The sequence below is a fragment of the Anaerocolumna jejuensis DSM 15929 genome (assembly GCF_900142215.1).
Taxonomy (GTDB): Bacteria; Bacillota; Clostridia; order Lachnospirales; family Lachnospiraceae; genus Anaerocolumna; species Anaerocolumna jejuensis.
The window spans coordinates 106,779-131,501 of sequence record NZ_FRAC01000012.1; the positions used below are offsets into that span (position 1 = coordinate 106,779).

The 24,723-nt window shown below is 41.1% G+C and carries 18 protein-coding genes and 1 pseudogene; 18 read left to right on the forward strand and 1 reads right to left on the reverse strand.

Annotated features, from left to right (window positions below; genetic code table 11):
• Positions 1-285 precede the first annotated feature (285 nt).
• The 14 genes and pseudogenes from BUB77_RS12800 to vanT all read left to right on the forward strand — a co-directional run bounded on the left by BUB77_RS12800 (position 286) and on the right by vanT (position 18,360).
• Positions 286-1,221: an ABC transporter permease gene (locus tag BUB77_RS12800; RefSeq protein WP_073276483.1), complete on the forward strand. Its 936-nt coding sequence runs from the start codon at positions 286-288 to the stop codon at positions 1,219-1,221.
• A 10-nt stretch (positions 1,222-1,231) separates the two neighbouring features.
• Positions 1,232-2,143: a carbohydrate ABC transporter permease gene (locus BUB77_RS12805; RefSeq protein ID WP_084124192.1), complete on the forward strand. Its 912-nt coding sequence runs from the start codon at positions 1,232-1,234 to the stop codon at positions 2,141-2,143.
• 71 nt (positions 2,144-2,214) lie between these two features.
• Positions 2,215-3,768: a DUF3502 domain-containing protein gene (locus tag BUB77_RS12810; RefSeq protein ID WP_073276485.1), complete on the forward strand. Its 1,554-nt coding sequence runs from the start codon at positions 2,215-2,217 to the stop codon at positions 3,766-3,768.
• Between the two features lie 235 nt (positions 3,769-4,003).
• Positions 4,004-5,029: a LacI family DNA-binding transcriptional regulator gene (locus BUB77_RS12815; RefSeq protein WP_073276487.1), complete on the forward strand. Its 1,026-nt coding sequence runs from the start codon at positions 4,004-4,006 to the stop codon at positions 5,027-5,029.
• A 53-nt stretch (positions 5,030-5,082) separates the two neighbouring features.
• Positions 5,083-5,907, forward strand: a complete 825-nt coding sequence (locus BUB77_RS12820; RefSeq protein ID WP_073276489.1) for an endonuclease/exonuclease/phosphatase family protein — start codon at positions 5,083-5,085, stop codon at positions 5,905-5,907.
• A gap of 37 nt (positions 5,908-5,944) precedes the next feature.
• A complete protein-coding gene (locus BUB77_RS12825) occupies positions 5,945-6,634 on the forward strand; it encodes a YoaK family protein (protein WP_073276491.1) in 690 nt (229 codons plus the stop codon).
• A 21-nt stretch (positions 6,635-6,655) separates the two neighbouring features.
• Positions 6,656-9,517, forward strand: coding sequence for a glycoside hydrolase family 3 protein (locus tag BUB77_RS12830; RefSeq protein WP_073276493.1), 2,862 nt, complete (start codon positions 6,656-6,658; stop codon positions 9,515-9,517).
• 288 nt (positions 9,518-9,805) lie between these two features.
• A complete protein-coding gene (locus tag BUB77_RS12835) occupies positions 9,806-10,909 on the forward strand; it encodes a chymotrypsin family serine protease (protein WP_139241175.1) in 1,104 nt (367 codons plus the stop codon).
• A 58-nt stretch (positions 10,910-10,967) separates the two neighbouring features.
• Positions 10,968-11,483, forward strand: coding sequence for an immunoglobulin-like domain-containing protein (locus BUB77_RS12840; protein WP_073276497.1), 516 nt, complete (start codon positions 10,968-10,970; stop codon positions 11,481-11,483).
• A gap of 350 nt (positions 11,484-11,833) precedes the next feature.
• A complete protein-coding gene (vanR, locus tag BUB77_RS12845; RefSeq protein ID WP_073276499.1) occupies positions 11,834-12,523 on the forward strand; it encodes a VanR-ABDEGLN family response regulator transcription factor in 690 nt (229 codons plus the stop codon).
• Positions 12,516-13,610: a sensor histidine kinase gene (locus tag BUB77_RS30835; RefSeq protein WP_330392563.1), complete on the forward strand. Its 1,095-nt coding sequence runs from the start codon at positions 12,516-12,518 to the stop codon at positions 13,608-13,610. Before vanR ends, BUB77_RS30835 begins: the two co-directional genes overlap by 8 nt.
• Before the next feature lie 688 nt (positions 13,611-14,298).
• Positions 14,299-15,348 (forward strand): D-alanine--D-serine ligase VanG, encoded by a 1,050-nt coding sequence (vanG, locus tag BUB77_RS12855; RefSeq protein ID WP_170866646.1) that lies wholly within the window; start codon positions 14,299-14,301, stop codon positions 15,346-15,348.
• Entirely contained in the window at positions 15,348-16,181 is an 834-nt protein-coding gene (locus BUB77_RS12860) for a M15 family metallopeptidase (RefSeq protein WP_073276505.1), read from the forward strand. The genes vanG and BUB77_RS12860 overlap by 1 nt, the downstream gene beginning before the upstream one ends.
• Positions 16,182-16,185: 4 nt before the next feature.
• Positions 16,186-18,360: pseudogene (vanT, locus tag BUB77_RS12865) on the forward strand (serine racemase VanT catalytic subunit).
• 3 nt (positions 18,361-18,363) lie between these two features.
• Here vanT and BUB77_RS12870 read toward each other — a convergent pair.
• Entirely contained in the window at positions 18,364-18,876 is a 513-nt protein-coding gene (locus tag BUB77_RS12870; RefSeq protein ID WP_073276507.1) for a DUF1836 domain-containing protein, read from the reverse strand.
• A gap of 672 nt (positions 18,877-19,548) precedes the next feature.
• Here BUB77_RS12870 and BUB77_RS12875 point away from each other — a divergent pair.
• From BUB77_RS12875 to BUB77_RS12890, 4 genes are all read left to right on the forward strand, one after another.
• Complete coding sequence (locus BUB77_RS12875; RefSeq protein WP_073276509.1) at positions 19,549-20,916, forward strand: aldehyde dehydrogenase; 1,368 nt, start codon at positions 19,549-19,551, stop codon at positions 20,914-20,916.
• 182 nt (positions 20,917-21,098) lie between these two features.
• The gene (locus tag BUB77_RS12880; protein WP_073276511.1) at positions 21,099-21,725 is read left to right on the forward strand and encodes a J domain-containing protein; all 627 of its coding nucleotides are present in this window, start codon (positions 21,099-21,101) and stop codon (positions 21,723-21,725) included.
• Positions 21,710-22,255, forward strand: a complete 546-nt coding sequence (locus BUB77_RS12885; RefSeq protein ID WP_084124196.1) for a hypothetical protein — start codon at positions 21,710-21,712, stop codon at positions 22,253-22,255. The genes BUB77_RS12880 and BUB77_RS12885 overlap by 16 nt, the downstream gene beginning before the upstream one ends.
• Positions 22,256-22,603: 348 nt before the next feature.
• Positions 22,604-24,721 carry a Na+/H+ antiporter gene (locus BUB77_RS12890; RefSeq protein WP_073276512.1) on the forward strand — a complete coding sequence of 706 codons (2,118 nt, stop codon included), beginning with the start codon at positions 22,604-22,606 and terminating at the stop codon, positions 24,719-24,721.
• Positions 24,722-24,723: the final 2 nt, after the last annotated feature.

The following is a 24,723-nucleotide window of genomic DNA, read 5'->3' on the forward strand; positions in this document are numbered from 1 at the left end:
AATTTCTTTTGTCTAAAATTTCAGACATTATAAGGAAAGAATACAACAATTGCAGAATAACTGATATCTTTTTTGAAAATTTTCAATAAAAAATTATGATAAAAATATAAAAAACCATTTGACAAAACCTCCAGAGGATTATATAATCTACACATAAATCACAATTTAATTCAAAAATGGAAACGATACCATGAAAGAAAGATACAAATGATCGTGTTTTTTAATTGGATTTATTGGGTAGAATAGTAAGTATATCTAAAAAATGAGCTGAAGGGTGGATTTTATATGGGAAAATTAACAATCCATTTTAAGAACTTTTTTCACGAAGTAAAACGTAAACGTGTGTTGTTCTTAATGATTTTACCGGTTGTAGTTTACTTTATCGTCTTTGCCTACATACCGATGCCGGGAGCGTATATCGCCTTCGTAGATTATAGCATTGGTAAGGGAATATTCGGCAGTCCTTTTGTAGGTCTAAAGAATTTTGAGTTTCTGGCAAAAACAGGTGACTTGTGGAGGATAACAAAGAATACGCTTCTTTACAATTTTGCCTTCCTGGTTTTGTGCAATTTGTTTCAAGTGGCATTTGCCATTATGCTTTCCGAACTGGGCAGTAAATGGTTCAAAAAAATATCCCAGTCCGTTATATTATTACCGTATTTCATATCAATGGTTATCGTAGGATTTTTTGCCTATAACTTCTTTAATTATGACCATGGCTTTGTTAATACATTATTCTCAAATTTGGGACTTCCCAAACATGATTTTTATTCCGATCAGGGAATATGGAAATATATTATTGTATTTTTCAAGGTATGGAGCCAAACCGGTTACGGTATGATCATTTATCTTGCGACCATTACCGGTATCAGTCAGGATATCTATGAGGCTGCAGCCCTTGACGGAGCATCGCCTACACAGAAGATAAGATACCTGACAGTGCCGTTATTAAAGCCTACTGTTATATTGCTTTTCCTCTTTGGTCTCGGCGGAATCTTAAAGGGTTCCTTTGATTTGTTCTACAACCTTATTGGAACAAACTCAGTATTATTCAAGCAGACGGATATTATTGATACGTTCGTATTCCGAAGCCTTGTGGGGCAGTTTAATTTCTCCCAGGGTGCCGCCGTTGGTTTTTACCAGTCGATTTTTGGATTGATACTCGTGTTGTTGGTAAATACTGTAGTTAAAAAGATAGAGCCGGACAGCGCATTGTTTTAGGAGGGGTCAAATGAGTAATTCTAAAAAGATAAAAAATAAAAAAATAATCGGCAGAGAAGAAAAGGTAATGAAGTCCATCTTCTATGCACTGATAACAATTTTTGCATTAATATGCCTGTTTCCCTTTCTTTTGCTGATATCCTCATCCTTTATGAATGAGAAGGAAATCCTGACAGAAGGTTATAAATTAATACCAAGTCAGATCAGCTTTAGTGCATACAAATTTTTGGGAAGCAATATGACAAAGCTTGCAAATGCATATAAGACCACCATAACGATTGCAGTGGGAGGAACCCTGCTTGGTTTATTCCTGATGTCAATGGGCGGTTATGTATTATGCAGAAATGATTTTAAATTCCGTAACCAGATTTCATTCTTTATTTACTTTACAACCTTGTTCAGCGGCGGATTGATACCAAGCTACATCTTAATGGTAAATGGCCTCGGTTTAAAAGACAGCCTTTGGGCTTTGATATTACCGGGACTTATGAGCCCCTGGTCCATTTTCCTTATGAGGAATTTCATGAAATCCATACCGGATTCCTTATATGAATCAGCTGCCATTGACGGTGCCGGTGATTTCAGGATTTACTGGAAGATATTTATGCCTTTGTCAAAGCCCTCTCTGGCGACCATCGGCTTATTCCTGACCCTTGGCTACTGGAATGAATGGTATAATGCCATGCTTTATATACAATCCACAAATAAATATCCCCTCCAATTCTTTTTGCAGAAGATAGTTACCCAGGCTAATGTTCAGCTGCTGGTTCAACAGGGGTTAAGTATCAATACCGCAGACCTGCCTTCAGAGTCCATAAAAATGGCAACGGCAGTAGCGGCAATCGGTCCTATTATTTTAGTTTATCCATTTGTGCAGAAGTATTTTGTAAGTGGTTTAACAATTGGGGCTGTAAAGGGTTAATTCTTATTAATAGTGGTAATATGCTGTTTAACAGCTTATTATAAATTTTTATAATATGAAGGAGGAATAACATGAAGAAAATTATCGCATTGTTATTAGTGGTAGTTTTGTCAGTCGGAATGCTTGCCGGGTGTGGTAAGAGCAATAGCGGGAACAATTCCGGAACAACAAAAAATGATGGGGCAGGAACAACAAATAACGGAACAGATGATTCCAAGGAAGTAAATCTGGTTCTTTACTTATGGGGCGGCGAAGGTGTTGCCAATAAGGATATACTTGCCAAGCTCAATGAGAAATTAAAAGCAAGTATTAATACTACGATTGAAGTGAAGTATATTGACTGGGGCGATATCGCAACAAAATATCCCTTATTATGGTCATCAGGTGAGCAGTTCGATATGGCTTATGTATCTTCTACTGCAAATGTACCTTATTCTACACTTGTTAAACAGGATGCACTCTACGACATCACAGATCTGATTGATAAAGATGCTCCTGCTCTTAAAACAGAGCTGGCAGATAAGTGGAATAATGTTAAGGTTGACGGAAAAATCTATGCTGTACCTAACAACTATTCTGAATATACAGCATACGGCTTTGTATCCCGTAAAGATTTAATGGATAAGTACAAGGTGCCCACTATCGGTTCCATTGCAGACATGGAGAAATACATGGATGCAGCAGTTGCTGATGGTAAGGTTCCTTTAAACGGAAGTGTTAACCTGGCAAACGATCTTTACAGAATGCTTATTGCAACCACAGGCGGATGGCTTAATGCACCTGGTATTCCTTCCAGTGAATTATACTTAGCAGCTGATAAGAGCGATACCAGCAAGATTTTTGCACCGGCATTTACAGACGAATTTGAAGCATTTGCTGTAAAGATGAATGAATGGGCTAAAAAAGGTTACTGGTCAAAGGATATTTTATCTTCTTCCCAGGATGATAAGGATAATTTCTACAATGATCTGTCTGCAGCTTATATCAGCCATCAGCCGGACTGGACAGGTAACTATGGTAATCAGGTACTGAAATTACCCGGTGTTGAAACAGAATTCTATAGCTTCCCTGAAGCAAACGGAAAGATTGTAAAAGCTACCGGTGTCGGTGCTGCTACCGGAATCAGCAAGAATTCCAAATATCCGGACAGATGCTTAAAGGTAATTGAGAAATTAATGACAGACAAAGAATGCTACAATTTATTCCAGTATGGTATTGAAGGCAGAGAATATGAAGTAAAAGACGGTAAGATCACACAGCCTGCTTCTTATGATGCTACAAAGGATGGCGGCGGATTTGCTGCATGGGCATTCCGTACAGATGCTTTAAATATTCCTCAGGCAACAGAAGATCCTCGCCGTTATACTTTAAATGAAGCTTGGTCCAAAGTAGCCATTGATGATCCTTTCATTGGATTCAACTTCGACACTGCAAAGGTTAATACCGAATTATCTGCTATTGCCAATGTAGATGCACAGCTTGGTATCCAGATACTCTTAGGTAAGACCTCACAGGATCCGAAGGCAGCAGTTGCAGATTACAGGAAACAGTTAAAGGCAGCAGGAATTGACAATGTGTTAAAGGAATTAAATGACCAATGGGCAGCCTACAACGCTTCTAAATAATGGTTTAAAATGTTCTGATAAAATATAAATAAATAAGGAAAATGGCAGGGATGCATAATCTTACCAGTGAAAGCTGAGAGAGGAATAGTTCCTGCCAATTTCCTGTTACAGAGAAAAATTCCGCCTGTTTTGTTGGTGCAAAGCCGGATGATTTGTAGTATAATTATAAATTAAGTATAAAACAGGAAAATGTACTTTAAGGATATAGAAAAATAATTAGTATAGGATGAGGAATATGGAAGTAACGATTAAAGAGATAGCAAAGCTTTCAGGAGTTGGAATAACAACTGTATCCAGAGTTATCAATAATTCAGGGCCTGTAAGCCCTAAAACAAGAGAAAAAGTCATGGCTGTAGTAAGAGAATATAACTATATTCCTAATAACAGTGCCAGAAATCTAAAATCCAACCAATCCAAAAGTGTGGCATTGCTGGTAAAATCCATAACGAATCCTTTTTTTCAAAAGATGATAAAGGTAATAGAGCAAAAGGTAGCTTTAAGAGGGTATCAGCTTATTATACAAAATGTCACAAATCTGCAGAATGAGCTGGATATTGCGATTTCCGAAGCAAAGGACAGGAATCTTCAAGGGGTAATCATTATGGGAGGTTCCTTTAATTATACTGCCTCGAAATTCAGCTGTTTAAAGATTCCCTGCGTATTACTGACAGTATCGGCAGGAGAGGAAGTGTCCCTGGAAAGCTATTCCAGTGTCCGTATCAATGATGAATTTGAAGCCTTTAAGGCAGTGGAATACCTGATTTCACTGGGCCACAGGCGGATAGGCTTTATTATGAATGCACCTGTGGACGAAATGACTCCCAACTCTTTAAGATATAAAGGATATCTAAGAGCACTGGAGCAGTATAATGTTCCCTTTGATTCCTCCCTGGTAGCATCGGAATTCTCTTCTTTATCCGGTTATGATTTTGGTTTTAAAATGATGAAACAGCTGATTGAGCAGAATAAGGATATGACGGCAGTTTTTGCTTTTGCGGATATCGTAGCGATCGGAGCCGCCAAAGCTATCCTTTCAAGCGGGCTTAAGATACCTGAAACCATTTCTCTTATAGGCTTTGACGGCATTGAAGAGGCTGAATTCTATCATCCCTCCATCGATACCATCTCCCAGCCCGCCGAGCAAATGGCCTTGACCAGCGTGGAGCTGCTGTTTGACATGCTGCAGGGGGGAGAGACAAGACATATTGTGTTTGAGTCTTCTTTATTAAAAAGAGGCTCCTGTGTAGCAGTCCATAAATAAACAGCTTATCCTTTTTTATTTTAAGCTTGTCTATCAAGAAGGAAAAGCTTAAAATGGATGGCGTAGCAAATAGAAAGGCTAACAACATAATGCGTAAAGCAGACGCAGGAATGGAGATAAAGATGCAGGTAGTAACCTTTAATATCCGGTGTGATTACGGACAGGATGGTTCCAATAATTTTCAATTCAGAAAAGACCTTATATTAAGAAAAATCAAGGCAGAACAGCCTGAAATCCTATGCTTTCAGGAGGCTTTGCCTCATGTTTCACAATGGATAAAGGAGAATTTAACGGACTATTATCTGATTGGCTGCGGCAGGGAAAGTAACCTTGGAGGGGAAGAAACCTCCATTGCCTACCGAAGGGATTTGTTTAATCTAATCAAAATGGAGGTATTCTGGCTGTCTGATACACCGGGGATACCGGGAAGCCGTTATACAAACCAGAGTGACTGCCCCAGAACCTGTACCTGTGCTTACTTTCAGGAAATCAAGACCGGAAAGGTATTCCGTATCTACAATACCCATCTGGACCACATCGGAAGTGATGCCAGAAGGCAGGGCCTGTCATTAATATTAGAAAAAATTGCTCAGGCAGATTTTCTGGGAGAGGTGCCGGTTATCCTCACCGGGGACTTTAATGCTTTTCCGGAGTCAACAGAGCTTGCTGTTTTAAAGGATTACCCGGAATTATACGATTGCACCGAAAAAATGGACGGAACATTTCATGATTTTGGCAGACTAAAAACGCTGGAAAAGATAGATTATATTATAGCGGATAAACATTTTACCTGTAAAGGGGCAAGCAAATGGACCGATTGCGAAAATAACGTATTTTTGTCAGACCACTATCCTGTAAGTGCCGTTTTAGAACTTTAAGGAGCGGATAAGGGGAATACAGGGAGGTTAAGACAAGATGAAAAAGTGGGGCCAGATGTCGGAATCTGTCATTGTGATAGGACTTTTATGCATATCTGGAGGTTTTCAGGATGCCTACACTTATATATGCAGAGATGGTGTTTTTGCAAATGCCCAGACCGGGAATATCGTCCTGATGGGGCAGCATTTTGCAGAGGGTGATTTAAAGCTCGGACTTCGTTACCTGTTCCCGGTAGTTTCATTTCTGCTTGGCATCATCCTTGCGGAACTGATTAAAAAATACTGCAAGGAATTTGATAAGATACATTGGCGGCAGATTGTTTTGGCAATTGAAATATTGATATTGTTCCTGGCAGGCTTTATTCCGGAGGAAATGGATTTGCCCGCCAATATGCTGGTGTCCCTGGTGTGCGCCATGCAGGTACAGAGCTTTCGCAAGCTGAACGGAAATGCATATGCCACGACCATGTGTATCGGAAACCTCAGAACGGCTACGGAGCTGTGGTTTTCCTACCATACAACCAAAAAACCGGAATTAAAGAAAAAATCCATGCTGTATTATGGATTTATTGGAATCTTTGCAGTAGGGGCAGCAGTAGGCAGTATTATGGCAGGGCTTTTTGAGAAGAAAGCAATCTGGTTCAGCTGCCTGGTCTTGATTGTTGCCTTTTGCCTTATGTTTATTAAGGAAAGCCAGGAGGAGGGCAGCCAGACCGATTTAAGATAGACTATTACGGAGGATTATAGGATGACCCAGAAAAAAACAGGAATCCCTTTAGAAGGATTTGCAGAATTCAGCAGGAAAGCGGCAGCAGAGGGAGCTGTTTTGTTACAGAACGAGGGCATGGTACTTCCCGTTAAGCCGGGTGAAAGAGTATCCATATTCGGAAGAATTCAGAAGAATTATTACAGGAGCGGTACAGGCTCAGGCGGCTCAGTGAACGTAGCCTATACCACCAATCTTTTGGATGGAATGAGAAGTAAGAAGGACATTATTGTTAACGAAGAATTGGCAGCAGTATATGAAAAGTGGCTCATTGACAATCCCTTTGACAACGGAGGAGGAGTCTGGGCAGGCGAACCCTGGAACCAGAAGGAGATGCCTATAAGCGAAGAAATTGCCGGTGCTGCCAGAAAACAATCGGATAAGGCCATTATTGTGATCGGACGGACAGCAGGTGAAGATAAGGATAATGATGATACTCCCGGCAGCTGCCGCCTGACAGAGGAAGAGCAGGCCATGATAAAGGCAGTAACCGGTTATTTTGAAGAGACAGCTGTTGTATTAAATGTTTCCAATATTATCGACATGAGCTGGCTGGATTCCGCAGAATACAAATATCCCATCAAAAGCGTAATTTATTCCTGGCAGGGAGGTATGGAAGGCGGAAATGCCATTGCGGACGTTCTGGCCGGTGAAGTAACACCAAGCGGAAAGCTTACGGATACCATTGCATACTCCATACAGGATTATCCGTCAACGAAAAACTATGGCGGTGAAGACAAGAATCTCTACCAGGAGGATATCTATGTAGGTTACCGTTATTTTGAAACCTTCTGCCCGGAAAAGGTGCATTTTGAATTTGGCTACGGAATATCCTATACGGACTTTTCCAGCACTGTCCTGAAAGCGGAAAAGGTCAGGGAAAATGGCGGAGATTATTTCGTATTTCAGGTCAAAGTAAAAAATGAAGGCGGAACTTATTCCGGAAAAGAAGTAGTAGAGGTATACTATGAAGCACCTCAGGGCAAGCTTGGCAGGCCCGTCAGAGCATTAGGCGCTTTCGGCAAGACAGCTCTGTTAAAGCCTGGAAAAGAAGAGGTTCTTATAATAAAGATGCCGGCGGCTGCCATGGCGGCCTATGATGACAGCGGTGTTACCGGCAATCCTTACAGTTACGTGCTGGAGGCCGGAGAATACCGTCTGTATGTGGGAAGCAGCATAAAAAAAGCTTCTCTGGTTAAGATAGACGGTAAGGAGAGCAGCCAGGTTGAGAAACTCACTGTAATTGAAAAACTACAGCAAGCCATGGCACCTACAGAGGATTTCACCAGATTAAAGCCGGGAAAGAAAAAAGAGAACGGCTCTTATGAAATAACTTATGAAAATGTGCCGAAGCTTGCTTATTCCATAGAAGAGAGAATTAAAAATAATCTGCCTGAGGATATTGAAGATACAGGAAATGTAAAATACCTTCAAGATAAGAAGCATCTTCAAAATGAGAAATATTCCCGGGATATGAAACAGCCCCAGGATAAGGGATATCTTCTGAAGGACGTTGCAGAGAAAAAAGTCACCATGGAAGAATTTATATCCCAGCTGTCCAATGAAGACCTTGCTGCCCTGGTAAGAGGAGAAGGCATGTGCCACCCCTCAGTCACACCGGGTACAGCTTCTGCCTTTGGCGGGGTGACTGACAGGCTCTTAAGCTTTGGAATTCCCTTAGCCTGCACCTCCGATGGTCCTTCCGGCATCCGTATGGATGGCGGCTATAAGGCAACACAGGTACCGATTGGAACCCTGCTTGCGGCTACCTGGAATCCTGAGCTGGTAGAGGAATTGTATACGCTGGAAGGAAAGGAGCTCTTAAGCAATTCCATTGACATGCTCCTTGGACCTGGCTTAAATATAAGAAGAAGCCCTCAGAACGGCCGGAATTTCGAGTATTTTTCCGAGGACCCGCTCATTACCGGTAAATTTGCAAGTGCTGTTGTGAAGGGAATTATGAAGGGCGGCTCCAACGCTACCTTGAAGCATTTCGCCTGCAATAACCAGGAGAAATTCCGTGCGAAGGTCGATGCGGTTGTTTCCGAACGTGCCCTTAGGGAAATCTACTTAAAGGGCTTTGAAATTGCAGTAAAGGAAGGCGGAGCTAACGGTGTCATGACTTCCTATAACCCTGTAAACGGCCACTGGGCTGCCTCGAACTATGATCTGACAACCACAATCCTAAGGGAGGAATGGGGCTTTCAAGGTATCGTTATGACAGACTGGTGGGCTATCATGAATGATGTGGTTTCCGGAGGAGCTGCTGACAGAAAGAATACCCATTTCATGGTAAGGGCGCAAAATGACCTGTATATGGTAGTATCGAACTTTGGCGCAGAGGTTAATGCCTACAGGGATTTGACAGAAGAGGCATTAAAGGAAGGCACCTTGACCAGAGGAGAATTGCAGCGCTGTGCTAAAAATATCTGTGAATTTCTTCTGAAATCACCGTCGTTCAAAAGAGAAGAAAGCTTTTCGGAAGAGGCGGTATTTGTTGAACCCGGTAATTTTGATAGAGAAGCCGGTAATATACTGGAGGGTGAAGATACCTTTGTACCTGTTCATAAAACCCCGCAGAGCGTAATTGAAGTCAAAGAAGCCGGATTTTTCAGGCTGATGGTCAAAATCAGGTCCTTTGGAGACGAATTGGCTCAGACCTCCTGCAGCCTTCTGTTAAATGATACTCAGGTTGCTACGATTCAGATTGGCGGAACAGACGGACATTGGATCAAACAAAAGCTTGTAAAGGTAGAGCTGAAGGAGGGTATGTACTCCGTAGAACTGAAGGATGTAAAGCAGGGACTGGAAATCGAATGGGTGGAATTTAAAAGGATTTCATAAGAAATAAAGAAAAAACAATTATATAAAATAGACAGGCTATGCTTTTCAGTAGGAAAAGCATAGCCTGTTTTGTCTGTCTGAAAATAAGTTATGATAATGCATAAAATTACAGCTCAGAAACAGTTAAATAAATTTACAAATGCTTTTAAAACATTAAAAAATTCCAGCAGTTTGAAAAAATCAGGAAATACAATTGACATTATATGGAAACTGATTCATAATTTATTCCACAGCATAAGTCGACTGAATTGCTTACACAGTAAAAGAGCTGAAATAGAAGATAAGTCAATGGATGAATATAGGGTGCTGATGAATAGCTTTAAAGATGAGAATAACTATATTAATTACCCGGACTATTATGGCGGGGCATTTCTGGACGATAATGGCAGATTAGTATTGCAAACGGCTGATAAATCCAAGGCAGGAATAAAGTGTTTGCAAACAGCTGCAGGCGATGATAATATAGAAATACAGGCAGTTCCCTATTCCTATAATGAATTGCTGAAGGTACGGGACAATTTAAGAGATTACTTTTCAAATAAGAGCAGTCTTTCATTTGAAGTAAAGGGTTGGGCAATAAGAAATACAACGAATAAAGTAAATGTTTATATCGAGGAATTAACGGATGAAAAAATATCGGAATTTAAAAATGAGGTATTGGATTCTGATATTATAGATTTTATTAATTTACCGAAGGATAGTGGCAGCAGGGAAAATGTAAAGGATAATCATTCATCAGAAAATGAATTGGCAGCCGGAGACAGTACCCAGGCACAAATTTCAAGTACCACCTTATACAGCGGCAGCAGTATAGAATGCGGTTTATATGAAATGAGTATCGGCTTTCCTGCTAAATATCAGACGCCAGGTGGGAGCTATCAATATGGATTTGTAACTGCCGGACATTCTACAAGCAGCGGTGCTGCCATGAAGACTACCTACGGTACAACGGTAGGTACTGTAACAAAATATGTTTACAGCTCCTCCTCAGGCTGTGATTTTGCATTTGTGCATTTAAACTCAAACGCTGTAATGGGCAGTACTGTTTCAAGTGCATGCGGCGGCTCCGGAACGATTAACAATTATTATGTTACTCCGGTAGAAGGAAAAACAGTTTATAAAACCGGTAATGCATCAAACACAACCTATGGGAAGGTAATAACCACCTCCATGGATTATTCAGCATTCTTTGACGGAAACACTGTTAATTTAAAGGATTTATTAATGTTTCAGGCTTATGCGACCAATGGTGACAGCGGCGGCATTGTATATTTCAAGTATAATGGAACCAATACTCCCGTAGGCATAACTGCCGCAGGCTATATGGGCAGTTCAGGAACCTTGGTTATGAAAGCTGAAAATATGGTGAAATATGGAGTGTATCCAAATTAAATTCAAATGTCTGCTGTGGAGCCATTATTGATATAACCAAAAAATCAGGAGGATTAAATTGAAGAAAAAAATTATTTTTATTACGTTGATAATATTAATAGGATTCTTTGCCGTATCTAATTTTTTTCAATTTAGAGAGACCTTAAATTTTCACAGACAGATAGCTGAATTAAAGGAATCACAATATACGGATAACGAATTGAACAGAAACGAAGATGTATCTGTTTATCTAAACGATCACCGGACTGGGTTCAAATATGGAAAAAATCAAAAAATTACAGTAAATGTTAAAAATAATAGTAAAAATACTACCTATTACATTGGAGGCGATGAGCTTGAAATTTATTATAAAGGTGTGTGGCGAAGGCTTATTTTTATGCAGGGAAGAGCATTGCCGGCACTAATACTAAAACCCTCTGCTGAGCATAGTATAGATAAAATTGACATTGATAAAGCTCCCTATTCTGCGCCGCTAAAGAAAGGCCGCTACAGATTGGTCGTCCAGGCAAGAGAAGAAAATAAGGGTAGAATTACGGATAAGTATGAGTTGTCTGTTGAATTTAACATTCAGTAAAATAAAAGCCGGATAAAGAAAAAACTTCCTCTGTTGGATAGTAAACAGGAGGAAGTTTTTTTGTTTTAATACTGATGGAGCAAAAGGGTTATTTTTATTCCCTGTTCCGGGTGAAGGTAGCCTGAGAAATGCTGTATTTCCTATAAGATTAAGCTTTTACTTCCTAAAGGATTAAGCCTTGTATACTTTTACTTTTTGGTATATTATGCTATATAAGTTGTATTTTAATTTTTTCCTCTTCCGGATATAAAAAGGCTGAATTATATGTTGTTTTTATATCTTGAAGAGATGAAAAAACGGAATAAAACTTATTTAGACAGGAAAGTACGATAAGAAATGCGAGGATAGACATGGGAGAAACAGTTTTAATAGTAGACGATGAAAAAGAAATTGCAGATTTACTGGAGCTTTATCTGAAAAATGAAGATTTTACCGTATATAAATATTACACCGGGAAAGAAGCACTTGCGTGTATTGAAGCCAATAAAATTAACCTGGCGGTACTGGATGTGATGCTTCCGGATATCGATGGCTTTCGAATCTGCCAGAAGATTCGGGAAAAGTTTTTCTTCCCGGTTATTATGCTGACAGCAAAGGTGGAGGATATGGACAAGATTATGGGGCTTACCCTTGGGGCAGATGACTATATTACCAAGCCATTTAACCCCTTGGAGGTAGTTGCCAGAGTCAAGACCCAGCTTCGCCGTTATATGCGCTATAATACGGCGGAGGAGGCGGAAGCCTTTGAATATGATATCAGAGGACTTACCATCAATAAGGAAACCCACCAGTGCATGCTTTATGAGAAAGAATTATTCTTAACTCCCATTGAATTTTCTATTCTGTGGTACTTATGCGAGCGCAAGGGGAAGGTAGTTTCTTCGGAAGAGCTTTTTGAAGCCGTATGGCAGGATAAGTTTCTGGACAGCAATAACACTGTGATGGCCCATATCGGTAGGCTAAGGGAAAAGATGCAGGATAACTCCAAGAATCCCAAATTTATTAAAACAGTTTGGGGAGTGGGGTATAAAATTGAATAAGAAAGCAAGTATCAAGAGAAGGCTTACGGAATACATCTTTACCAGATTTCTTTTATGGGCAGTAATCTATACGGTATTTTTATTGGGCGGCTTTCTTTTTGCCAGGCAATTTCTCGGAAATTTTACCTGGTATGCGGACGATACCCTTTACCAGCTGTTCACTAAAATTCGCGATTACAGCGTGCTGTTTATTGGTTCCCTGTGGCTGCTTGGGGTCGGAATAATCTTTTTGCACTACTGGTTCAAGACCTTGGGCTATATGGAAGAGGTGGTAAGGGCAGCAGGAGAAATTTACAGCCCTACGGAAGAGCTCATTACCCTGTCTGCTGAATTAAAAGAAGTGGAAAATCAGATGAATCAGACAAAATTACAGGTAAAGCACAATGAAAGAGCTGCCAGGGAGGCAGAGCAGAGAAAAAATGACCTGGTGGTATACCTTGCCCATGATTTAAAAACACCTTTGACTTCCGTTATCGGCTATCTGACACTGCTTCGGGATGAAAAGGAGATTTCAAAGGAGCTTCAGGAAAAATATCTTTTAATTTCATTAAGTAAGGCAGAGCGTTTAGAGGAGCTGATCAATGAGTTCTTTGATATAACCAGATTCAATCTTACTAATCTGACCCTTGAATTAAGCCGTATCAATATAACCAGAATGCTGGAGCAGATTATCTTTGAGGCAGGCCCTGCTTTTAAGGATAAGAATCTATCCTGCCGCCTGTCGGCGGAGGGGGATATCAATATTCGCTGTGATGCCGGTAAGATGCAGAGGGTTTTTGATAATCTTCTGCGAAATGCCGTTAACTACAGCTTTGAAGAGGATACAATCGTAGTTGCCATAAAGCAGGAGGGCGAAAATATTCGTTTTATCTTTATCAACCATGGAAATACCATACCCGAGGAGAAGCTGAACAGGATATTTGAGCAATTTTACCGCCTGGATACGGCAAGGCAGTCAAGAACAGGAGGTGCAGGCCTCGGGCTTGCCATAGCAAAAGAGATTGTAGAGCTTCACGGAGGAAAGATAACTGCGGCCAGCAAGGATGAGGTTATCACTTTTGAGATTGTAATGCCGGCGGTTTTATAAGAAATTCAGCTATATAATAGTGTGATTAGACTGACAAAAGGGCAGTTTTTCGAAAGGGGACGGCAGTTTGCACAAAATAGAACGCTTCCTGCTTCCTTCCAATGTATAAGAAGTCCTAATTCTCTGAAGATTTTGTGCTGGACATATCATCAAACAGATAACTCGCGATGCTCAGACAATCTGATTGATGATATAGCACAAAAGCTTCAGAGAAAAGGACTTCTAATACATTTCCATAGGCGCAGGAAGCGTTCTATTTTGTGCAAACTGCCTTAGTTATTGTGAAACAGGGTATTTGTCGGGTTAATTATAATATTCAGGTGTATTAGTAATTTCTTATTTCGTCATGTATATTTGGGATGTAAAATGCAGCGAAGTGACATTTATGGAACGGAGTGTATTTTTATACTTCAAGTATATATTCAAAATACATGACATTGACTTATAGTACCCGATTCAATTATGAAATGTCAGAAAATTTTAAGAAATTCCGTATAAAAAAGAAGGAATTTTATAATGGAAAACGAAAAAAGGCTGTCCGATGTTTTGATATGATGATATCAAAGCAGCGGACAGCTTTTTATTTTATCAGGTAAAAGTACTTTTTAAGCTGCAAAGCTTGAGTATTAGATTATAAAGCTTCTTACAGGCTGTCCTTATAAGTCAAACATCAGGAGGAATGAAAAGGATGAAAAAAAACATTGCGGTTATTTTTGGAGGATGCTCTTCGGAATATGAGGTGTCACTTCAATCTGCCTATTCTATTTTAAAAGTTTTGGAGGGGATGGAGGATTATACTGTCATCTGCCTTGGTATTACAAGGGAAGGGGTATGGTACCGGTATTCAGGGCCTTTGACAGGCATTGAAAATGATACATGGAAGGATAACAGGGAATTGCTTCAGCCTGCACTTATTTCACCGGACAGGAGTCTTAAGGGAATAATTGAGTTTACGGAGAAAGGAATGAAAACAATTCGTCTTCATGGGGCCTTTCCCGTGCTTCACGGTAAGAATGGTGAAGACGGCACCGTACAGGGCTTAATTGAGCTGGCAGGTATTCCGCTGATTGGCTGCGATACGGAAAGCTCAGCCCTCTGCATGGATAAGGACAAGGCCCACAGGCTGGTAAAGGAAGCGGGAATAAGAGTACCAAAAGCCATTTTATTGAAGGGGAAGGCAGAGGAGCAGCCCGTATTGGAAAAGATAAGCGGAATGTCCTATCCCCTGTTCGTAAAGCCTGTAAAAGCAGGCTCTTCCTTTGGAATCACCAAGGTTTTCTTAAAAGAGGAGCTGATGCCTGCGGTCAAGGAGGCTTTTAAGCATGATTCGGAGGTGCTGATAGAGGAAAATATCACAGGCTTTGAGGTGGGGTGTGCCGTAATGGGCAAAGATAACCTGGTAATCGGTGAGGTGGATGAAATCGAGCTGACAGAGGGCTTCTTTGATTATACGGAAAAGTATACCCTAAAGAGCGCAGTTATTCATATGCCCGCCAGAATTGACAAGGAGACAAAGAACAGAATCAGGAAAAGTGCGGCAATTATCTATAAAACCCTTGGCTGTAAGGGCTTTGCCCGGGTGGACATGTTCTTAACGGATAAAGGAGAGATTGTTTTTAATGAGGTGAATACCATACCGGGCTTTACCTCCCACAGCAGGTATCCCGGTATGATGAAGGGAATCGGCCTTTCCTACAAGGATATCATAAGCAGGCTTATAGCAGAGGAGGTGGAGTAGTGGAAGAGGTTTTGATAAGCAGCGGGGATATTTCTAAGGGCTACCTGATACTTGTCAATAAGGAATATCCCTTAAAAGGAGCTGGTGTGAAAGAAAAGAACTTTCACACTCCATTATTAATGGCAGTACCGCAGACAGGTCTGCAGTATGCAATGGGAGCAAATGTGAAGAAGGAGGGGCTTGCGAAAGTCGGAGAGGAGGTTTATCTGGAGAACCGGACAGCCTCCATGCTGATGCAGCTTCTGGATGATATACAGGCCAGGAAAAAAATTGCAGCCGTCAGTGGTTACCGCAGCTTTCAGGAGCAGGAGAGAATTTATAAGGATTCTCTATCTGAAAATGGAAAAGAATTTACTGAGAAATTTGTGGCCCTGCCCGGTTCAAGCGAGCATCAGACCGGCCTTGCCATAGACCTTGGAGAGGCAAAAGAAGTAATTGATTTTTTATGTCCGGAATTTCCATATGAGGGAATCTGCCAGGATTTCCGGGAAAAGGCGGCTTTATTTGGATTTGTCCAAAGATATGAAAAAGAAAAAGAAGATATTACCAGTATAGGGCATGAGCCCTGGCATTTCCGCTATGTCGGATATCCCCACTCAAAAATTATGACAGAGAAGCATCTGTCTCTGGAGGAATATGAAGAGGTGATAGAAATGCATCCCTATGGTAGGGAGCCCCTGGTTTTTACTGAGGGAAAGCAAAGGGTTGAAATCAGTTATCTGGAGATGAAAGAAGGAGAAGAGGCAAGCTTAAGCTTTCCGGCGGAGACGCTTTATCAGATATCGGGGAATAACAAAAAGGGGATAATTATAACCCAGTGGCAGAGGCGGTAGGAGCATGGGAAAGACAAATAAATATCCGGATATTGATAGGTTCCGGCTGGCGGCGGCCCTTTTCGTAATTGCCATACACACGTCACCTTTAGCCACCTATAGCCCTTATGCAGACTTCTTAGTGACCCGGGTAGCGGGAAGAGTTGCCGTACCTTTTTTCCTCATGGTTTCAGGTTTTTTCTTATATGGCAGCCAGGGGTGGAACAGGGAAAAGCTGATTACCTTTGTCAGAAAGACGGCCATTTTGTATGGCATTTCTATTCTTATTTACCTTCCGGTTAACTGGTATACCGGATATTGGAGGGATAAGAATCTTGCCCTTAAGGTCATTCGGGATATTATGATGGACGGGACCATGTACCATTTGTGGTATCTGCCGGCGGCTATTATAGGAAGCATCATCAGCTTTGCCTGCTATAAGCTCCTTGGAATGAGAAAGGCACTTATAGTTACCGCAATTCTTTATCTGATTGGAGTGATGGGGGACAGTTACTATGGCATAGTCTCGGAAGTCCCTGTCATAGGCGCTTTTTACCGGGAGCTATTTAAGGTGATGGATTATACAAGAAACGGAATCTTTTTTGCCCCGCTGTTTTTCCTGTTAGGAGGATTTTTTAAAGAGCATAGGTCTTTGCAGCTTAAGTATAGCAAAGGAATATTCTGGTGCTTGTTTTTGATAATGGCAGCAGAAGCATTATTGCTGAAAAGGGCAGGCGTTATGCGTCATGACAGTATGTACCTGCTGCTGCCGGCGGTTATGTTCTTTTTATTTATGATACTGCTTCATAGAAGAGGAAGAGAATACAAGAGTTTTCGTGTGATTTCCATGGCAGTCTACATTATCCATCCATGGGTAATTATTGGAGTTAGAGGTGTTTCTAAAGTCCTGGGAATACAGAGCTATACTGTTAATAACAGCATAGTACATTTTCTTTTGATAGTGGCAGGTTCCTTTTTACTTGGAGGAATCTATTATCTTGCGGACAGCAAATTTAGAAGAGAGAGGAAGCGGGCATAGTTGCAGACAATTGAAAAAGAAAAGGTGTTAAAGAAGGAATGGGTTAAAAACAGGGACAGGGCCTGGTTAAATATAGACAAAGAAAATCTGCTCCATAATGTGAAGGAGCTCCGGAAGATCATGTCAGATAACTGCAGGCTCATGGCCGTAGTTAAGGCAAATGCTTACGGACATGGAAGTATTATGGTAGCTTCCCTGTTAAACAAGGCGGGTATTGGAAATTTTGCGATAGCGACGATTCAGGAAGGAATTGAGCTGCGTCATTATGGTATCAGGGGAGATATCCTGATATTGGGCTATACGGAGCCGTTCCTTGCCAGAGAGCTTTCTGAGTACCAGCTGACTCAGACAGTAATTGATTATAATTACGGAAGAGAGCTTGACAGTATGGGAATTCCTCTTAAGGTTCAGATAAAGATAGATACGGGTATGCACAGGCTGGGCTTTCAGGCAGAGAACATGAAGGAGGTCCTTGGTATATTTGAAGCCTCAAACCTGAAGATTACAGGAATATTCACCCACTTAAGCACGGCAGACAGTAGAGAAGCGGAGGATATTGCCTTTGCAAAGGGACAGATTGACCGGTTCTATACCCTGGTAAAGCAGCTTAAGGAAAGAAAAATACAGGTACCAATCCATATACAGAGTACCTACGGACTTCTTAATTATAATGAGCTTGCCTGTGATTACGCAAGGATAGGAATCGGGATGTACGGTGCCTTAAGCTCTGCAAAGGATAAGACAATAATTCACCCGGACCTGCGGCCGGTGCTATCCCTTCATTCCCGTGTTGCTCTTATAAGACAGATAGCCGGCGGGGAAAGCGTAGGCTATGGAAGAGCCTATTGTGCGGACGGTGAGAGAACCATTGCAGTTATTACCATCGGATATGGGGACGGATATCCCAGGAGCCTGTCAGAAGGAAAAGGAGAGATTATAATTAAGGGAGTTAAAGTACCGGTTATCGGACGCATCTGTATGGATCAGCTTATTGTCGATATAACAGGGACAGAGGGCATTAACAGAGGGGATATTGCCACCCTCATTGGAAAAGAGGAGGAAGCCTTAATCCTTGCAGAAGAGGTGTCAGATAAAGCCGGAACCATAGCCAATGAACTTCTGAGCAGGCTTGGGAGCCGGCTTCCTAGAATTTTTGTGTAACGCTTATTTTTCTGCATCATTCGTGACGGTCTCCTTTTGGGAGGCAATATAATATCTTGCAAGAAGAGTATAGGCAAAGGCCAGGGCAATGGTCTGTATGATATCTCCGGGCCTTCGCTCGATGGAATGCTCCTTTTCATCAAATGCCATTGCCAGGGCAGCTTCCAGTTCATCACAGAATAAATTATAGGACACTTCATTTGTCTGGTTATTCTGCATAAAGGAAATGCCATTGCTGATATCCGTAAGGCTTAGCACCGGCTTCAATAAAAACAGGACATAAAGATAAGCCAGGTGCTCCCTGCGGTATTTTTTATTCTTCGAAGGTACAATGATTTTCTGCTTCACATAATTATTAATCATGGTAGAGGTCACGGCCTTTGCCGGTAAATCCTCATAAAACGGGGAAACATTCTCCTCTATCAGGCTGATGACCTGGTCCATATATAGATCTATGCTCGGCCAGTCCTTCCATCTCGGACAATGATAATTTCGTATATCTTCCAGTGTAAACATAATATGATCTCCTATAACAGGTAAAAAATCGAATAATATGGTAATATATAAGAGATTATATAGTATTAAAAACCATAAGTCAATGCGGTAAGGGAAATCAATCACAGGAAACGCATATGATAGTTGATGGCAACGGACGATGACCAAGGGGGTTGTTTTGGAGTTTTGTTACGCGAGAACCCTTATTCCACTAAAGCGGCAGAAAACGTGACTGGCAGGTAAATCAGCGCCAAACTCGCTGTGACAAATTTGGCTGTGTAAGGTATCAAGCTCAAACAGTGGCACTGGTTTACCTAGTCACGTTTCCTGCCGCTTAAGTGTCATAAGGAACCTCTTGAGACAAAACTCCAAAACAACCCCCTTGGTCATCTGTTCATATCTATTATCGGGCCCCATGCGTTTGACGTGGGAAATCAAAGCAGAATACCCTAGAAATAATATCCCTGAGGCAGGCAAAAGGATTGATTTAATATTTTAATGGATTATAATTTATCTTAGGATAATAAGGATTAATTCGTATGACATAATGTCACGCTTATTGAATATATACTTTGAGTAGTTTGAAAAATATGATACATTTTTCAAATTTCTATTTAAAGCAGTATCGTATGCAAGCTCGCGAAATGCATGATGGTTAATGATCAATACTTGTTTAACGAAAAGGAGAATATTATGGAAGATGTAACCGTGCTGCTGAACAGCCAGAGAAGGTTTTATGGGACTGGCAAGACAAGGAATATTGACTTTCGCATCAGGCAGTTAGTAAGGCTTAGAGAGAGCATTATAAAAAATGAAGCAGACATAATGGAGGCTTTGAAGAAGGATTTGAACAAAGCACCCTTTGAAGCCTATGCAACAGAAATCGGCATGGTCCTGGAAGAAATAAATTATCTTATAAAAAATATAAAAATGCTGGCAGGAACAAAAAAGGTAAGAACACCTGTTACCCATTTTCCCTCTGCCAGCAGGATTTATAAGGAGCCATATGGTATTGTACTGATTATGGCGCCCTGGAATTACCCCCTCCAGTTATCCCTTTCTCCTCTTGCAGGTGCCATTGCAGCCGGCAATTGTATGATTCTAAAGCCCTCCGAATATGCGCCCTGCTCCTCCAGGGTAATCGGGAAGGTGATACGGGAAGTTTTCCCGGAAAAATATATTGCAGTAGTGGAAGGCGGTATGGAGGTAAACCAAAGGCTGCTTCAGAATAAATTCGACTATATATTTTTTACTGGAAGCGTTTCGGTTGGAAGGATTATTATGGCGGAAGCGGCAAAGCATCTGACGCCGGTAACTCTTGAATTGGGAGGAAAAAGCCCCTGTATTGTAGATGAAACGGCAAATATATCCCTTGCTGCCAAAAGAATTGTCTGGGGAAAGTTTCTCAATGCCGGACAGACCTGTGTGGCCCCGGACTATATTCTGGTGCAGGAAAAGGTGAAGGAAGTTCTGATAAAAGAGCTGAACAGATATATCAGAAAGTTCTACGGAAAGGACTCTGTTCATAACGAGGAATATCCCAAAATCATAAATGAAAGGCATTTTAACCGCCTCCTATCCCTTATGAAGAATGAAAAAGTCAAAGGAGGAGGAAACTACAGCAGTAAGCTGCTAAAGATTGAACCGACTGTTCTTGAGCCTGAAAGCATAGATTCTCCTATTATGCAGGAGGAAATTTTTGGGCCTCTTCTTCCGGTGCTTGCCTATGAAAATATCCAAGAGGCGGCTGCCTTTGTCAATAACAGGCCGAAGCCCCTTGCCCTGTATCTTTTCACCACCTCAAAGAGAAACGAGAGATTTATTATGAAGAACACCTCCTTTGGCGGCGGCTGTATCAATGACACTATTGTGCATCTTGCAACGTCCCATATGGGATTTGGAGGCGTGGGAGAAAGCGGTATGGGAACCTATCATGGGAAGGAAAGCTTTTCAACCTTCAGCCATAGCAAAAGTGTATTAAAAAAGAGTAATTTTTTGGATATTCCCTTAAGATATCCGCCTTATAAAAAGAAAATAAAGTTGTTAAGAAAGATTTTATAAAGTCATATGCTTAAAAAAGTTGTAAAATGGCCTGCCAAATGATAAAATGAAGAATAAAAACCAAAGCAAAAACAGAAAATGCGGAAGAAATACAGATAAAGGAATGATTTGCAGCTGCCCGTTCTTCCGATTTTAAGCGGCAGTCTGGCAGGAAATACCTGCTTTATGCAACTGGTAAAAAAATGATTGCAGATCCTTACAAAGCATTGGGGGTATCTCCCAATGCATCCAATGATGAAATAAAAAGAGCATACCGTGAACTTAGCAGAAAATATCATCCGGATTCCAATGTGGATAATCCCCTTGCTGACCTTGCTGCCGAGAAGTTCAAGGAAGTACAGCAGGCTTATGACCAGATTATGAAGGAAAGAGAAGGCGGCAGCAGCGGCTACACAGGAGGGAATACTTCCTATGGAAAACCTGATGAAGCCTACGGGGATTCCGCTCAGCTGAACAGCGTCTACGATTACTTAAATGCAGGACGTTACAGGGAAGCTTTAAATGAGCTGGACAGAATCTATCCTAGAACGGCCCGGTGGTATTATTACAGTGCTATTGGAAATAATAGAACCGGAAATAACTATTTGGCTCTCAATCATGCAAGGGAAGCCGTTAATATGGAACCGAATAATATTGAATACAGGAACCTTTTAAACCAGATGGACTGGCAGGGCAGACGTTATGATAATACCAGACGCCAGACCGGAGGCTATGGGGACGGTTGCGGCAGCGGTAATTTCTGCTGTGATCTGTGTATAGCTGACAGCCTTTGCGAGTGTATGGGAGGGGATTTGTGTCCGTGCATCTAGGAACTAGAAAGCTGGCATTTTTAAGTCTGTTAATGGCAATATCGGTAGTGCTTATGATATTAAGCGGGGTATTGGAATTTAATACGCTGTTCTTATTGGCACTGGCATCTTTTGGCGTGGGCATAGCCTACAGGGAAGGCGGCTTTTCCATTGGATTTGGTTTTTTGGCAGGGAGTTTGATTCTTGGAGTCCTCCTTGCACCGAATAAGCTCTATTGTATTACTTATGGAGCAATGGCCCTTTATCTGCTTGCTTCAGAAGCTGTATATGACAAGCTTTTTCAGGTAAAGAGTATGGCTGTCAGAGGCAAGCTTCTCTGGAGCCTTAAATATCTTATTTTTAATGTGCTGTACGTGCCGATGCTTATTTTGGCTCCCAAGCTGATCTATGCAGGAAAGGTGGACACAAGGCTGTTCCTATTGATGTTTGCTGGCGGACAGGTTCTATTGTTCCTTTATGATAAAGGCTACCGGTATTTCCAAGGGAATATCTGGGAGAAAGCACGGATAAAGCTTAAATTTAAAGAGTAGATTGAAAAATGTGTTGCATTTTTCAAATTTTTATTTAGGCTATATCCCAAGCAAGCTTGGGATATGCGTGGGGAATAGTTTGAAAAATGAATATAGGATGCTGCATAACTGGAAGGAATTAGTACTTAGTGTGCAGCATCTTTTTTATTTTATGGTTAAGAATTAATCTAAATAATACGGTGCATTTATTAAAATCCTCAGCTTTTATTTATAAAAGTTCTTGACAAAGAGGAATAGTATAATTAAAATAAATATGAAGGTACCTTTACATATTATCGGATAAGCCCGATGCACATCTGATAAGAAAGCGCGGGTAAGATAATAATAACAAAAAGAAAGGATGATGCTATGGAACTGTTTTACGGTGTTCTTCTTATGCTGGGAGCAATACTTCTGTCGAATCTTATTAACCGGTTTGTTCCTGCCTTTTCTATTCCTATCATACAGATTATATTAGGAATCGTCTTGTCACTTTTCCCCACTGTGTATCATTTTACGCTTGATCCGGAGCTGTTTCTGATACTTTTTCTTGCACCCTTGTTATTTCATGACGGGATGCAGGCAGATAAGATATCCTTATGGACCTTAAAGAAGCCTATTATTATGCTGGCTTTGGGACTTGTATTTTTTACGGTAGTCGTAGTGGGAGTTTTAATTAATTTTATGGTTCCCGCTATTCCTCTTGCGGCAGCTTTCGCCCTTGCGGCAGCTCTGGCACCTACGGATGCGGTTGCTGTCAGTTCCATAGGAAAGAGGATTAAAATACCGGAAGGGATTAAGAATCTTTTAGAGGGTGAAGCCTTAATAAATGATGCTTCCGGTATCGTAAGCTTTCAATTTGCGGTTGCGGCCATGGTAACCGGAACCTTTTCCTTATTGCATGCAGGAGTCCGTTTCCTTTATGTTGCTGTGGGAGGGGTAATTATCGGTGTTATTATGACAGCGCTCAAATACCTTCTTGTAAAGTGGATTCGTTCACTGGGAATGGAAAATGTCACCTTTCATTTGCTTTTAGGCATACTTACTCCTTTTATCATATACATGGCAGCAGAGGAATGCAGGGTCAGCGGTATTCTGGCGGTTGTCATTTCCGGAGTTATCCATTCCTTTGAGGGGAAAAAGCTGAATCCGGAAACCGCAATACTTAACGTAGCCTCAAAAAGCATATGGTCTACCTTGACCTTTGTCCTAAACGGACTTGTATTTCTAATTCTGGGCATGCAGCTTCCGGTAATCATAAAAACCATATGGTATGATTCAAAATTCAGCAATCTGATAACCATAGGATATATTTTAGTGATTACAGCGGCAATGATGTTAATCCGGTTTTTATGGTCCTTCTTTACTGTGGGCGGTAATACAAAAGTATATAAGATACAAGGAGAAGCAGTGCAGGTGTCCGGCTTAATAGCAGAGGAGGGCCTGGGAAGAGCAAGGGCAAGCCTTATTATAAGCATGGCAGGAGTAAGAGGAAGTGTAACCCTGGCATCCACTCTGGCACTTCCATTTGTGCTGGGCAGTGGTAAGTCGTTTCCTGAAAGAAATCTTATAATCTTTATCGCTGCCGGAGTGATTTTATGTTCCCTTCTTATTGCAAATTTTATTCTGCCTCTTTTACTTAAGAAAGAAAGCACAGAGGAGGTCAGTTCAGAAGAAAGAGAAGCCTGCCTTGAAATCATACAAAATGTGATCAGGCAATTGAATGAACTGGAAACAGAGGAAAACAGATTCAATATTGGGCGGCTTACAAGGAATCTGGCACTAAGAGCAGAAGAGATAAGGAACAAAAATTATAAGAAAACCAGTCTGAAGGAAGAACGAAAACTAAGGCGGGAGGTGCTGAGCTGGGAAATAGAGTATACCAGGTCTCTGCTTGAAAACCATGAGGTTGATGAAGGTATTGCCTCCAAGTATCTGGATATCCTTGATGGAATTATCAGAAAGAATGACAGAAAGAGATTTCTATTTCATCCCAATATCAATAAGATACTAAGAAGCTTTAGGATTATGAAAAATCGGCAGTTCAGGCCCTACGGCTTCCACGACAGAAAGATGCAGATAGAAAAAACACAGCTGGAAAAAATACAGATGGAAAAAATGCAGATGGATAGAATGCAGATGGAACGGGTGAGGCATTTGAGCAGCGAGTATGTACTAAAGCTGTTATATGAGCGGAAGGAAAAGGAGGATACCTTTGCCGTCAATAAGTTGATTGCGGAATATGAAAGCCTGAAAGCTTTACTGATAAGCAGAAGCCTCCTCTCGGAAAATATGCAAAGGGGAGGAAACGAGGTAGAACCGTTCAATGAAAATTCCAATGAAATAAAGGATCTGGTGCCGCTGAGCTTTCAGATAGAAAGAGATGAAATTCAGGCTATGTATGAGCGGGGCAGGATATCCTGGGAAACTGCCCAGAAAATGCGCAGTGACATAGCCATGATGGAATTACAGTTAAAAAAAGGTTGAAT